Raw genomic sequence first — 12935 nt, 5'->3', positions numbered from 1 at the left:
ACATTCGAGCCGCAATCCTCAATCGGTTTACTGAACTGGGCTGCCCGCAGACGGTGGCTGTGGCGTAGCCACGTCTGGGGTTGGGGAAATCTGGCCTGGGGCTGATTTATGCAACAACGCCACTCGCCATGTGTCCACTGGTTCCGGTGATTTTTATTTCGACTACTCCTACATGAAGACATTGAGTGCCGCTATGTAATAGACGGGCGGAACCGGACACAACCAGCGGACTGGTCATCCATTGCCGGCACATGTGGTCAGGCCATCCGGAATACGTAGGATGCTGATCGGTCACTAGAAAAGTGGCCCGTAAGCATCGGGGTTGTTTGGATTTTTTGCAGTTCTTTTCCGCTGGCGAGAGTAGTCGTTCAATTGGGCAACATCTACGTTGTAGTGGCCCTGCAGATGACTGCACTGAAACTCATCGTCAATCAGATCAACAAGGGTATCCAAGCAATTCAATACTTCATCCTCAGTTGGCTCCCCCCAGTGGAGCAAGACCGCGTAACGATGGTTAAAAGGTATGACGTCAAAGTGCTCTCGGCTGCTGTTGACGCGATGATCATTAAGGACGCTGTGCGCTATTAATTCCGCATAGGCCATGTCAGTAACAGCCCATGCAAAGTAAGGGATGAAGGGAAAGGGCACTCCGGTGGTGTAAAGCTGCTTAGTCCGCTCCATGGGGTCCACGCTAAGCCCCACTTTGATTCGGTTGTACCAAGTCGGGTCAAGGCTGCGGAACACATACACGAAACCAGGAACTCTTTGATCTTGTCTTAGTCGCACTATCTCAAACCCACTCTGCTTATGCCATGTACATGGCCGATTATTTCTGTGCTGATGAGCACTCGTTACCAAATCAGTTTACTTCGACAATTCGTAAATGACTGAAAGTGGCCGAAGGGAGCAGGCCAGGGAGCGGCCTCAATAGCCGAGGACGATCATCTTCTCAGTCAATCCTTGATCGAAGCTGTCGGCGCACTGATAGCGAGCATTTAATCAATGTTGCCGGTACACGCATTGGGCCTTTTCCAACATCTGGCCTGAGGCTACTACAGCTCAAAGTGACTGAGATCTACTAGGTATGCGCGACAACCATTGTTGCGAACGCATGGGCAAATTGACTTGCTCAACACCGGGTCTGCGACTTGGTAGCCCTCCAAAAACCACCTGACGCCCCTTAGCGGCACAAACCCTGCAGAACTCGAATGCGCAGCATGAGACGCGCATCGTGCGAGGCGGCATGGGTATCAGCTCCTGCCTGCTTGAGCCTGGCACAGCCGCGTCTTCACCAAGGCCAACAAGGGGAGTACGGAAAAAACAAAGTCACAAGTTAAGTATTTCCGGTTTTTTTGAGAATTTTGCCTAAAAAATAATCAATCTCAGAGGATGGTAACTTGTGGAAATCAAAATTTCACCAATTAAATCAACTAGTTATGCAAGCGCTTTGGCTTCAAAGCAGTACAAAACTCAGTGAGAAAAGTACAAAACTCAAGAAGAATCGACAATCGACATTTTCTTCAAGGGGTTTGGCTCCCCCTACGAAATCTGCGGGAACTTTGCCTTTAGCACTCCCTCTAACGGAGTGCTAATATGAAGATCATGGAAGAAAGGAAACCTGCAATGACATCTGCCTCCGGCTCCATTGCTACTGCTTTGGCACCCACGAACCCTTGGGCTCTGGTACCACCGCTGGGCAACCTGGATGCTTATATTTCTGCGGCCAATCGCTTGCCCATGCTCACCCTTGAGGAAGAGCAGGACTACGCACGCAAACTCAAAGAACACAACGATCTGGATGCCGCTGGGCGTCTGGTCATGTCCCACCTGCGCCTAGTCGTATCGATCTCCCGCCAGTACCTGGGCTACGGTCTGCCCCATGGCGACCTGATCCAGGAAGGCAACGTGGGCCTGATGAAAGCTGTCAAACGCTTCGACCCTGACCAGGGCGTGCGCCTGGTGAGCTACGCCATGCACTGGATCAAGGCCGAGATCCATGAATACATCTTGAAGAACTGGCGCATGGTCAAGGTCGCCACGACCAAGGCCCAGCGCAAGCTGTTCTTCAATCTGCGCTCTATGAAGCACGACATGAAGTCTGACGCCGCCATGGCCGATGACGACAGAGTCATGCGCGACACCTTGACCACTCACGAAATTGACGCCATGGCTGCCAAGCTCAACGTCAAGCGCGAGGAAGTCATCGAGATGGAAACGCGTCTGGCCGGTGGCGATGTGCTGCTGGACCCTTCACCCAGTGATGATGGCGAGCAGGCCTTTGGCCCCATTGCCTACTTGGCCGATGCCAATCATGAGCCTGTGGCCATGATTGAATCGCGTCAGCGTGATCACCTGGCCACCGACGGCATCACCATGGCTTTGGACGCACTCGATGAGCGCAGCCGCCGCATCGTGGAAGAGCGCTGGCTCAAAGTCAATGACGACGGCTCCGGCGGCATGACGCTGCACGAGCTGGCCGCCGAGTACGGCGTCAGTGCCGAGCGCATCCGCCAGATCGAAGTGGCAGCCATGAAGAAGATGAAAAAAGCGTTGACCGAGTTTGCCTGAACACCAAACTGCGCCTCGGCGACTTAAAAGGCTGAAATGCTGAATCACAAACCCGGATAATTTCCGGGTTTTTTGTTTTCTACTGGGCGTGGGCACACTGCTCGCAACCCCTCACCTTCACAACCATAATTTCCAAGAGACTTGCCATGCCTGTTCGCACTCTGAAGCAACTGTCCCGCCGTGGCCTGATTTGCGCCACCGCAGCCCTGGCGGCCACGGTCATGGCGCCTGCCATGGCGGCAGACAACTGGCCAGACAAGCCCCTGCGCCTGATCGTGGGCTTTCCCGCAGGCTCCTCGCCCGACCTGACAGCCCGCGCTCTGGCCGAGCCGCTGGAGAAAAAGCTGGGTCAGACCATCATTGTGGAAAACCGCGTGGGCGCAGGCGGCAACATTGCCGCCGAATATGTGGCCAAGGCCGACGATTACACCTTCAGCGTGATGATCAACGGCAATATGACGATTGCCAAGCTGCTCAATCCCAGCGTTCGCTATGACCCCGTCAAGGATTTGCAGGCAGTCAGCCTGATCGGCGTGGCACCGCTGGTGCTGGTCGCGCCGGCGTCGGCTCCTCAGGGCAAGGCCTTCATGGATGCTGCCGTCAAGGCCGGTGACAAATGGAGCTACGGCTCGCCCGGCGTGGGCACCGTGGGCCATCTGGGCATGGAGCTGCTCAAGAGCCGCTCGGCCATCAAGCCCGTGCACGTGCCGTATACCGGCTACCCCCAGGTGTTCAACGGCATTCAGGGCGGCGACCTGCAACTGTCCATGCTGCCCCCTGCTCTGGCCATGGCCCAGATTCAGGCCGGCAAGCTGCACGGCATTGGCGTGACCTCGGCCGCCCGCAGCCCACTGGCTCCGGGCCTGCCCAGCTTGAAGGATTTGGGCATCAACAACTTTGACCTGGAAATCTGGAACGCGGTGGCCGCTCCCAAGTCCATGCCCAAAGCCCATGTGGAAAAGCTGGCCGCTGCCGTGAGCGAGATTGTGCGCACGCCCGAGATGCGCCAGAAGCTGGCCATGCAGGGCTGGCAAGCCATTGGCAGCTCGCCCGAAGGCCTGCAAAACCGCATCCAGCAGGATGTGAAGGCGCTGGGCACCATCATTCGCGAACAGAAAATCTCTGCGCAGTAATCACGCTGCTTTTCAGTTCCTGCTCAAGCTTGCTGTTTGAGTAGCCAAGCCTGGCCCGACTGTCTGTCAGACAGCGGCGTCCGCTATCATGCGCCCGACTGGCATGCGTTTTCGCAGTGCCGTCGGGCGCATTGCTTTGTACGGGCCGCGCCCCTGTTTATGGAGTCTTCATGGACGCTGGTACCTGGTTCACCCAACTCAATGCCTGGCAGGTCATGGCCTTGGGTCTGGTCTTTTTTGGCGCAATTTATGGGCTGGGCGGCCTGGCCATGTCGCTGCTGACGCGCACGCTGGCCGGTCTTGGCTTAGGCCGGCCACTCGATACCCGCGCCCTCAAACCCGATCAGCTGCAGCGTGAATGGCGCCAGTCTTTTTATTCCATCCTGGTTTTCGGCCTGGGCATGATCGTGCCCTGGGGCTTTTTGCAACTGGGCTGGGCACACCTGACGCCCACGGCCGGCGCAGGCCGTATTGCGCTGGAAATTCTGGTTCTGCTGATCTGGAACGATGTGCACTTCTGGCTCAACCATCGCCTGCTGCACACCAAGCGCCTGGTGCGCTATCACGGCGACCACCACCGCTCCGTGGTGACCACGCCCTGGTCCACCTATAGCTTTCACCCCATTGAGGCTCTGATGCTGGGCAACATCATTCTGCTGCCCATGCTGGTGCATGACTTTTATTTCTGGTCGCTGGCCTCCGTGCCGCTGCTGAGTCTGATCCTCAACCTGATAGGCCACTCCAACTACGATTTCTTCCCCAAGGTCTCGGATACCCATCCTCTGGCCGCCAGCCGCCGTCACCATCTGCATCATGCACGCCCGGCCGGCAACTATGGCTTTGCCCTGCCGTTCATGGATCAGCTCATGGGTACCCAGGTCAAGACCGGTACTGCCCAGCCCACCAGCCACTGAATGAGCAAGCCCCCTCGCCGCCATCTGCTGCCGCGCCTGCGCCATTGGCGAGACTGGCAGTCTGTGGCGTATATGACGGCCATGCCCGTCATCGTCTGGTGGCAATGGACGCATGGCTTCAGCTTCGTGCTGTATGCCATCGAGCTGTTTCTGACACTGGGCATAGGCGTCATTCACCACAACCACACCCATGCACGCATGTGGCGCGGGCGCTGGAGCAACCGCTTCACCGACTACTGGCTTACCTTGCTGCAAGGCCACCCGACGTTTGTGTTCTGGCCGGCCCATGTGGCCAACCATCACCGTTTCCGCCACGGCCCCAAAGACATTGCACGCACCTACAGGCCAGCGTTTGGCGGCGACACCAACCACCTCTGGGGCTATCTGGTTCACCCGTTGCAGGCAGCCTGCGTGCTGTACCCGCTGTTTATGCGCTGGCTGAACCAGCTGCGCCTGCACCGGCCCGGCGCGTTTCGCTATTGCATGGGCCAGTACGCGCTATGGCTGGGCAGCTGGGGCTGCTTGCTATGGCTGGACTGGCAAAAAGCGCTGATCTTTGTCATCCTTCCCCAGTTGCACGGCCTGCACTGGCTGCTGGCCACCAACTATCTGCAGCACGCCCATGCCGACGGCCGGCCGCTGAGCAGAGCGCAGCGCAATACCCCCGGTATCGAGCTGAACTACGCCCGCAATTTCGAAGGGCTGGTCAACCCCCTGCTTTTTAATATTGGCCTGCATACCGCGCACCATGAGTGCCCACATGCCCACTGGTCGGAATTGACAAGGCTGCACGCCGACACCTACCGCCAGCGGGTCACGCCAGCACTCAACGAGGGCGGCCTGCTGCCCTATATGGGGCGTGTGTATGTCCTGGGTCTGATCTGGCCCGCAGCCAGAACCCGACCGCAAATGCCCGCAGACGCTATTCAATAACGATGGTTTGAAAATCTATGCCAGTTGCCTATTCGAACGTATACCTTCAATCTGCCGGCATGTTTTTGCCTGGCGCCCCGGTGGACAACGTCGGCATGGATGCGTTTGTTGCACCGCTGAACCGCATCTCCGAACGCATCAAACGCCGCATCCTGGCGGAAAACGGCATTCAGAGTCGCTACTACGCCATAGACGGCGAAGGCCATACCGTGGTCAGCAACACGCAGATGGCAGCCGGTGCCATTGATGACACCCTGAAGCTGGCGGGCAAGACACTGGCCGATATCGGCTATCTGTCCAGCGGGTCCTCGGGCGGCGATGCCTTGATGCCCGGCTTTGCCAGCATGATTCAGGGCGAAATGGCTGCGCCGCCCATGGAGACCCTGTCCGTGCACGGTGTCTGCGCGGCCAGCGTGGGTGCCATGCAAGCGGCGGCCATGGCCGTGGAAAGCGGCGCCCATCGCCTGGCGCTGTCGGTGGCCAGCGAAATGCCATCGCGCCTGTTCAAGCGCTCGCGCTTTGCCGCTCAAGGCTATGACACGGACTTTGATGCCCACTTTCTGCGCTGGATGCTCTCGGACGGCGCGGGCGCCGTGCTGCTGGGCGGCCCCAAGGCTTTGCCTCAGGCCAACGGCCTGCGCCTGAAGCTCAAATGGACCCACCAGCGCAGTTTTGCAGGCGATTATCCGGTGTGCATGCAGTTGGGCATGACGGCAGACCGCAGCAAAAGCCATCTGGACTTTCCCGCCTGGAGCGACGCGGAGGCGGCTGGAGCGCTCTCGCTGCGCCAGGACATTCGCCTGCTGCCGCATTTGTTTGATGTCTGCATTCATGAATATGCCGACCTGGCCCACAAAGGCTGGGTGCCCGAGCGCGGCATCGATCACTTTCTCTGCCATTACTCGTCCGAGCGCTTCATTCCCGTCGTCGATGACTTGCTTAACAAGGCCCAGCTGGCCATTCCGCGTGAGCGCTGGTGGAGCAATCTGGCCTGGCGCGGCAACACCGGTGCGGCGTCCATCTTCATCATGCTGTCGGAGTTTCTGCAGAAGGAAGGATCGCGCCTGAAAGCCGGGGATACGGTGCTGTGCTTTATCCCCGAATCGGGCCGTTTCACCGCCGGCTATATGCTATGGAAAGTAGAGCATGATGCGCAGATAGAGAAAGCGCCACAGGCCTTTTCTGCTCAAAAACCGGCCGCATCGGACGCGCTTGCCGACGATGCCCTGCCCGATGTGTCCAGCATCGCGCCGCCCCACGACCCCGCCACGGCCCCCAGTGCTCTGGCACCGCTGCTGACCGAGCTGGCCAGCATTTGGCAGGACTATCGCTCCCGCGTCTGGCGCACGCCCTTGCTGCACCGCATCCGCACCCGTCAGCTGCAAAGCGCCGACTATGTGCGCTGGATGAGTCACTGGATTCCCCAGGTGCGCGAAGGCAGTCTGTGGATGCGTGAAGGCGCAGCCTCGCTGACCGGCGACTACGCCGCTCTGGCCTCCTTGATTGACTTGCATGCGGGCGAAGAGCAGAACGACTTCAAAATTTTGCACAGCGACTATCTGAAAGCCGGCGGCACCGAAACCGATATCACCCGACTGCGCCGCAACCCCGGCGGCGAAGCACTGAACGCCTATCTGCACGCTCTGGCGGCCACGCCCAACCCTATCGGTCTGCTGGGTGCCATCTACATCATCGAGGGCACGGGCCAGCGCATTGTGCCCAGTCTGCTGCCGCTGCTGCGCGCCGCCCTGCCGCTGCCGCCCGATGCCTTCCGCTTTCTCGAATACCACGGCGCCAACGACGAGCACCATCTGGACCGCTGGCTGATGGCCGTGCAGATGGCCCTGGAACTCGACAGTACCGGCACGGCCCAGCAAGCCATTTTGCAGACCGCGCGCAATACGGCAGCCATGTATCTCATGCAGTTCCAGCATGTCATGCCAGAACAATAAGGGGCAGAGCGCATGAAAAACGAATACACCGACCACGACTGGGACGAGCGCGACCCCAGCCCCTGGCTGGCCCTCTATCTGGACCAGAGCACGCCCTTGCCCGACGAAGTGAAAGCCGCCTGGCTGCGCGACTGCAGCAGCGGCTCGCGCCAGTTCTTTCTGCCCATGATCCGGCCCATGGCGCGGCTTTCCATGATCGTCATCCAGGTGCTCAAGGTCTTTTTACCCAAGCGCTGGTCGCACTCCATGCTGCTGCACCGGCTGCTGGCCTTCAGCATGAACAAGTTTGTCTCGCCCGAGGCCAACTGGCTCATCATGCGGCACTTTCACCTGGGCTCTCAGGTGCTACAGTTTGTGGCGGCCAATGCACCCACGCCCGTCAGCACATCGCCGCTCACGCCCATGGAAATTGACGATGTGAAGGACGAGCTGTTCCTGCGCCACGACCTGAATCTGTTCAATTTCGTCATTCGCCTGAACAAGGCTTTGCGTGCGAAAAACCAGGAGCTGGTACCCGTGGCCGAGCCCGATTTTTCCATGATCCACAACCCGGATCTGCGGCTTGAAGACATGCCGCGCGGCAAGCTCAATCTGCTGGATCTGCAAAGCGCCATCGAAATCTACACCCCGGTCTATCAGCTGCTGCTGACCGACAACGATTTCTGGCGCGCCAGCAACTCGCTGCAGCTGGACGAGACCGTGGCCATTTACTGCGCCAAGATTCTGGCCTCGCCCGAGCATCTGGTGCTGCTTAACAACAAGCACCCCATGGTGCCGCTTTCCACGCTGTATGCGGCCTACCGCCTGGTGCTGCACGGGCTGTCCACCGAGATGCTGCACTCGCTCTTGATGCGCATGGCCAGCGGCGAGCTGCCCATTCCCGCGCGCGAACTGGCCAAGATGCACAAGGCCGCTGATGTGGTGATGGAGCAGCAGGACGATTCGGCAACGCCAGCGCATTGAGATCACACCCATGAATCCGCAGGACAACCGCATTACGGCCGTTCGAATCGATGCACAGCATATCCGACTGAGGCTTGCAGATGGGCGCGAACTGGCCGAGCCCATCAAGCGCCATATCCGCGTGGAAAAGGCCACGCCAGAGCAGCGCCAGCAATGGGTGTTGACCGATGAAGACCATGGCTTGAACTGGCCCGCGCTGTGGGAGCCTTCCTCCGACGGCATGCTCAGTATCTGGGACCTGGATCAGGACCTTCTCTACAACCAGGCACTCAACACCCTACAGGCCGCGAAATGGGATACCGCGCAGATCTCCAGAACGCAGCATGAGTTGGTCGCACTGTGGCGCATGGAGGCCGATATCAACAATGGCGGCTTTTTGCAGTTGCTGGGCAACTGGGGCATGGGCAATCTTCAGGTCGCCCTGCAGGCGCTGCAGACCATCGGCGCACCGGCCACGCAGCAGTGCCTGCAAGCCATGTTTTCCGTGGTGGCACGCTTTGAAGAATCGCCCGAGGAAACATCGCTGGCCGACCTGCCAGCACTGCTGACAGAGGCCGAACACGAGCAGTTGCAGGCGCTGGACGATGCCTTTTGGAACTACCCGGAGCGTCTGGCAAAGCTGGTGGTTCTGCACTACGGACCCGCACCTGCATGAGCCCCGGCAAAACCTGGACCCTGGCCTTTCGCAAGGCACTGGTGGATGAGGCCTTGCACCGCACGCCCACTAGCGGGTTTGCGGAGCTTGAAAAACGCCATGACCTGCGACCCGGAACCTTGTTTGACTGGGTGGGGGAACTGGGGCCAACACCGCCGCCCGCGCCGTTCTCCGCCCTGCATTTCTGGATCGGCAACACTGAGCTGAACGCCGAGCAATTTGGCAAGTACTTCGATCATGCAGACAGCTACTGGACGCAGGAAGCCGAAGATATAGAAAGCGCCAGCAACAATGTCACAGGTTGCGGCTTTTGCCAGGACATAGACAGCAAATTCCTCTATGACGAAGACCTGATGCTGGTCATCCATGAGAGCAGCTCTATGCCGGTGCAAGAGCTGGTTCAGATGAGCACTCTCGGCTCGGATGAATCACTGGCAGCGATTGTGGCGGCCTGTGCCCAACGAGGCATCACCCAGGCCAACGCCATGTTTGTCTATGCAGACCCAACCGAGCAGATCGCGCAAAAGGACAAGCTCTACAACGGGCTTGCCTATATCGGCCTCTTTTGAGACAAAGACTGAATGGCCCAGCGCATTGAAGGCAACATGCCCTGGCTTAAGGAAGCAAGGCCTTCACATCCTGCACCAGCACCTGGGGGCCGGAACCGTAGCGCTCGTAAACGCGCAGACGGCCTTGCGTGTCATACAGATAGATGCCGGCAGAATGGTCCAGCGTGTAGCTGCCCTCCACCTTGCCCGGTACTTTTTTGTAATAGAACTTGAAGTCCTTGACCACGGCGGCCACCTCCTCGGGGGTTCCGCGCAGGCCCACAAAGCTGTCGTCAAAATTGGCCAGATAGGCCTTGAGCACCTCGGGCGTATCGCGCTCCGGGTCCAGCGTGACAAAGATGGCCTGCAGCCGGTTCGCATCGGCGCCCAGGGCCTGTTTGACCTCCACCAGCTCCTGCAAGGTGGTGGGGCAGACATCAGGGCACTGCGTATAACCGAAGAACACGGCAATCACCTTGCCCGAAAAATCCTTGAGGCTGCGGCGCTGCCCATTCGCATCGGTCAGAGGAATGTCCTTGGCGTATTCGGCCCCCGTCACATCCACGCCCTGAAATGCGAGCGGAGTGTTCTTGTTGCAGGCCGTCAGTGTGAAAGCGGCCGTGGCGGCCAGTGTTGCTGCGCCCAGTGCACGCAATGCGCCTCGTTTGTCCATGGTGATTCAGGCTAGGTAGTGATCCACCAGCAAGGCCGCAAACAGCAAGCTCAGATGGATCAGGGAAAAGCGAAAAGTCTTTCGCGCCAGCGCATCAGAATAGTTGCGCAACAAGGCCCAACCATAACCGCAAAAGCCCAACCCCAGCACCACTGCGGCAAAGAGGTAAAGCGCTCCACTCATGCCCACCACATAGGGCAGCAGCGTGGCCGTCAGCAGCACCACCGTGTAGAGAAACACCTGCAGCCGCGTAAAAGCATTGCCATGGGTGACGGGCAGCATGGGCAGACCCGCGCGTCGATAGTCCTCCACCCGGTACAACGCCAGCGCCCAGAAGTGCGGCGGCGTCCACAGGAAAATGATGAGAAACAGCAGCAGCGCTTCGTGCCCCACCTGCCCCGTCATGGCGGCCCAGCCCAGCACCGGCGGCATGGCGCCGGACGCGCCGCCGATCACGATGTTCTGCGGCGTCAGCGGCTTGAGCACCAGGGTGTAGATGACGGCATAGCCCACGAAGGTGGCCAGTGTCAGCCACAGCGTCAAGGCATTCACCGCCAGCAGCAAAATGGCGGCCCCAACAGCGCACAGCAGCGTCGAGAACACCAACGCCTGCCTCTGCGTCAGCTCGCCGCGCGCCGTGGGACGCCAGGCCGTGCGCTTCATACGCGCATCGATGCCGCGTTCCACCAGGCAGTTGAAAGCCGCTGCGGCCGCCGCCACCAGCCAGATACCGATGCAGGCCAGCAGCATCTGCCGCCAGCTCTGCCAGCCAGGTACGCCGGGCACGGCCAGCACCATGCCTATGAAGGCACAGAAAACGATCAGCTGCACCACGCGCGGCTTGGTCAGCGCGTAGTACTGGGCCCAGACCGATGTGGCGGCAGTCGCCGCTGCCGGAGTTTGAGGCGCCGAGGCCTGTGGCGCTATCTGTGCTTGCATACCGCGACTCCCTATGGCATTGCGCTACTAGACTCTTCAATTCATAGCATCTAGCGCTTTATAAACAAGCGCTGCAGCGTTTTTTCATTCAAATTTCAAGGTTTGATTTCCGGGCGCCCGGCCTCATCCCAGGAGGAAGATGCGCGCAGCAAACGCTCCAGATCGCGCTTGGCTTTGCCGGCATTGGCCTGATCCAGATCGGCCGGAAAGCGCATCATCCAGTGGCCTTGCGGGTCCACCACATACAGGTGATCTTCCAGCGCATGGCCCTCGGCGGGCTTCAGCCATTGAGCAATGGAAGCCTGGGGCAGGCGCAGCACCGTGGCCTGCGTCAGCCCGGGCTCAATTCGGTCCGGCACCGGCTGCTCATCCTTGATGAGCCAGACCCAGTCGAGCCGGTCTTTTTCCTTGCCCAAGGTCTCGCGCAGCTGGCGTTGCAGATAGAGACGGCTCTCGCAGCGCTCGCCGCAGTCGCCGCTGGCGGTACTGACCAGCAGCCACTGGCCTTTAAGCTGGCTCAACGGCACGGCGCGGCCATCCAGGGTCTGCGCCTGCACCTCGGGCAGCACCGGCTGCTCGGCAATCAGTTCGCCAAAGCTGCGCTGCTGCGTGGGCCGCAGCACGTAGTAAGTGAAGTATGAGGCCACCACCGGCGCTGCGCACACGGCCAGCACGGCCAGCATCTTCCAGCGCCCGCCGCTGCGCGCGCTGCTCTGTCCGGGGCTGGGCAGGCTGTGCACGGTCATGGCAAGCAACTCAGGGTCCGGTGTACCGCTGCTGGCATCAGCCGGGCTTGCAGGACGCTGCGCCTGAGCATGCATCGCCGACAGGGCGGCGGAGGAAGAAGCGTCGCACGAGTTGAAACCAGACATAGAGCAGCACAATCAAGAGACACAAACCGAACCATTGAAATGCATAGCCGTAGTGCTTTTGCACCCCGGCGTTGATCACCGGCCAGTCGCGCAGCAAACCATCATCGGCCGTGCCTTGGCCGGCCGCGCCAGTCTGCAAAATGCTCAGGCCCAGCAGCGGCAAGCCGCTTTGCTGAGCCCAGGCCGGAATGTCTGCATTTTGTCGGATACGCGACTTTTGCCCATCAGGGTCTGCCCCGCTCTGCGCACCTGCGCTCAAACGCGTGTTTTCCAGCTCCATGAGCTTGGAGGGCGGAGCCTCCAGCCGCCCCTCAATCGTCACCAGTCCTGCAGGCGTTGGCACGGGCGGCAGCAATGTGCGATCCATGAAGTTGCGTGGAACCCAGCCCCGCTGTACCACGACCACCACCTCTTCATGGGGCACGCCCAGCTGCAGCGGCGTGAGCACAAAAAAACCCGGCCGGCCCTGCATCTGCCGGTTGTCCAGATAAATGGTTTCCTGGGCCAGCCAGCGGCCCTGCAATTGCACCGGCCTGTGCAGCAGCTCTTGCATCTGCTGCGCCGTGATGGGCCGCGATGCGGCGGGCACATGGGCCGCCAGCTGCGCGCCATGCCAGGGAGCCAACGCCTGCTGCCTGGCAATGGAATCGGTCAGCGCCTGTTTTTTCGCCGCCCTGTCCAGCTGCCAGAACCCCAGGCCGGCCGTCAACGCCGCCGCGGCGACGGCCGCCACCGTGATCAGTACAAACCGCCAGAGGTCTGGAATTCGGGAAGATCGCACCAGA

General features: G+C 59.9%; 13 protein-coding genes. 8 read left to right on the top strand and 5 right to left on the bottom strand.

All coding sequences use genetic code 11. The features are described 5' to 3' along the window. Positions 1–294: 294 nt before the first annotated feature. A complete protein-coding gene (locus ACNAZA_RS21155) occupies positions 295–750 on the bottom strand; it encodes a GIY-YIG nuclease family protein (RefSeq protein WP_415798468.1) in 456 nt (151 codons plus the stop codon). A gap of 873 nt (positions 751–1623) precedes the next feature. On the opposite strand from ACNAZA_RS21155, the gene rpoH reads away from it, so the two are divergent. The 8 genes from rpoH (at position 1624) to ACNAZA_RS21115 (ending at position 9687) form a co-directional block, all read left to right on the top strand. Continuing rightward, a complete protein-coding gene (rpoH, locus tag ACNAZA_RS21150; protein ID WP_415798467.1) occupies positions 1624–2568 on the top strand; it encodes an RNA polymerase sigma factor RpoH in 945 nt (314 codons plus the stop codon). A gap of 146 nt (positions 2569–2714) precedes the next feature. Further along, on the top strand, positions 2715–3701 hold the full coding sequence (locus tag ACNAZA_RS21145) for a Bug family tripartite tricarboxylate transporter substrate binding protein (RefSeq protein WP_415798466.1): 987 nt from the start codon (positions 2715–2717) through the stop codon (positions 3699–3701). A 170-nt stretch (positions 3702–3871) separates the two neighbouring features. Further along, positions 3872–4615, top strand: coding sequence for a sterol desaturase family protein (locus ACNAZA_RS21140; RefSeq protein ID WP_415798465.1), 744 nt, complete (start codon positions 3872–3874; stop codon positions 4613–4615). Further along, the gene (locus ACNAZA_RS21135; protein WP_415798464.1) at positions 4616–5548 is read left to right on the top strand and encodes a fatty acid desaturase; all 933 of its coding nucleotides are present in this window, start codon (positions 4616–4618) and stop codon (positions 5546–5548) included. Positions 5549–5565: 17 nt separating this feature from the next. Then, positions 5566–7500 (top strand): beta-ketoacyl-ACP synthase III, encoded by a 1935-nt coding sequence (locus ACNAZA_RS21130; RefSeq protein WP_415798463.1) that lies wholly within the window; start codon positions 5566–5568, stop codon positions 7498–7500. Positions 7501–7512: 12 nt separating this feature from the next. Next, positions 7513–8463: a DUF6999 family protein gene (locus ACNAZA_RS21125; protein WP_415798462.1), complete on the top strand. Its 951-nt coding sequence runs from the start codon at positions 7513–7515 to the stop codon at positions 8461–8463. 10 nt (positions 8464–8473) lie between these two features. After that, on the top strand, positions 8474–9118 hold the full coding sequence (locus ACNAZA_RS21120; RefSeq protein WP_415798461.1) for a DMP19 family protein: 645 nt from the start codon (positions 8474–8476) through the stop codon (positions 9116–9118). Beyond that, complete coding sequence (locus ACNAZA_RS21115) at positions 9115–9687, top strand: immunity 22 family protein (RefSeq protein ID WP_415798460.1); 573 nt, start codon at positions 9115–9117, stop codon at positions 9685–9687. The genes ACNAZA_RS21120 and ACNAZA_RS21115 overlap by 4 nt, the downstream gene beginning before the upstream one ends. A 46-nt stretch (positions 9688–9733) precedes the next feature. On the opposite strand, the gene ACNAZA_RS21110 is transcribed toward ACNAZA_RS21115, so the two are convergent. From ACNAZA_RS21110 to ACNAZA_RS21095, 4 genes are all read right to left on the bottom strand, one after another. Beyond that, on the bottom strand, positions 9734–10339 hold the full coding sequence (locus tag ACNAZA_RS21110) for an SCO family protein (protein WP_415798459.1): 606 nt from the start codon (positions 10337–10339) through the stop codon (positions 9734–9736). Between the two features lie 6 nt (positions 10340–10345). Beyond that, on the bottom strand, positions 10346–11278 hold the full coding sequence (gene cyoE / locus ACNAZA_RS21105) for a heme o synthase (RefSeq protein ID WP_415798458.1): 933 nt from the start codon (positions 11276–11278) through the stop codon (positions 10346–10348). A 95-nt stretch (positions 11279–11373) separates the two neighbouring features. Then, positions 11374–12150 (bottom strand): SCO family protein, encoded by a 777-nt coding sequence (locus ACNAZA_RS21100; protein ID WP_415798457.1) that lies wholly within the window; start codon positions 12148–12150, stop codon positions 11374–11376. Further along, positions 12062–12931 (bottom strand): SURF1 family protein, encoded by an 870-nt coding sequence (locus tag ACNAZA_RS21095; protein ID WP_415798456.1) that lies wholly within the window; start codon positions 12929–12931, stop codon positions 12062–12064. The genes ACNAZA_RS21100 and ACNAZA_RS21095 overlap by 89 nt, the downstream gene beginning before the upstream one ends. Positions 12932–12935 lie beyond the last annotated feature (4 nt).

The sequence above is a fragment of the Comamonas aquatilis genome (assembly GCF_965139575.1).
GTDB lineage: Bacteria > Pseudomonadota > Gammaproteobacteria > Burkholderiales > Burkholderiaceae_C > Comamonas > Comamonas aquatilis.
This window is presented reverse-complemented; position numbering and strand designations above follow the sequence as displayed.

Coding starts and splice junctions, on each gene's coding strand:
- ACNAZA_RS21110 (WP_415798459.1), bottom strand. CDS start 10,339: ATGGACAAACGAGGCGCATTGCGTGCACTGGGCGCAGCAACACTGGCC.
- ACNAZA_RS21145 (WP_415798466.1), top strand. CDS start 2,715: ATGCCTGTTCGCACTCTGAAGCAACTGTCCCGCCGTGGCCTGATTTGC.
- ACNAZA_RS21125 (WP_415798462.1), top strand. CDS start 7,513: ATGAAAAACGAATACACCGACCACGACTGGGACGAGCGCGACCCCAGC.
- ACNAZA_RS21115 (WP_415798460.1), top strand. CDS start 9,115: ATGAGCCCCGGCAAAACCTGGACCCTGGCCTTTCGCAAGGCACTGGTG.
- ACNAZA_RS21140 (WP_415798465.1), top strand. CDS start 3,872: ATGGACGCTGGTACCTGGTTCACCCAACTCAATGCCTGGCAGGTCATG.
- cyoE (WP_415798458.1), bottom strand. CDS start 11,278: ATGCAAGCACAGATAGCGCCACAGGCCTCGGCGCCTCAAACTCCGGCA.
- rpoH (WP_415798467.1), top strand. CDS start 1,624: ATGACATCTGCCTCCGGCTCCATTGCTACTGCTTTGGCACCCACGAAC.
- ACNAZA_RS21100 (WP_415798457.1), bottom strand. CDS start 12,150: ATGTCTGGTTTCAACTCGTGCGACGCTTCTTCCTCCGCCGCCCTGTCG.
- ACNAZA_RS21135 (WP_415798464.1), top strand. CDS start 4,616: ATGAGCAAGCCCCCTCGCCGCCATCTGCTGCCGCGCCTGCGCCATTGG.
- ACNAZA_RS21120 (WP_415798461.1), top strand. CDS start 8,474: ATGAATCCGCAGGACAACCGCATTACGGCCGTTCGAATCGATGCACAG.
- ACNAZA_RS21130 (WP_415798463.1), top strand. CDS start 5,566: ATGCCAGTTGCCTATTCGAACGTATACCTTCAATCTGCCGGCATGTTT.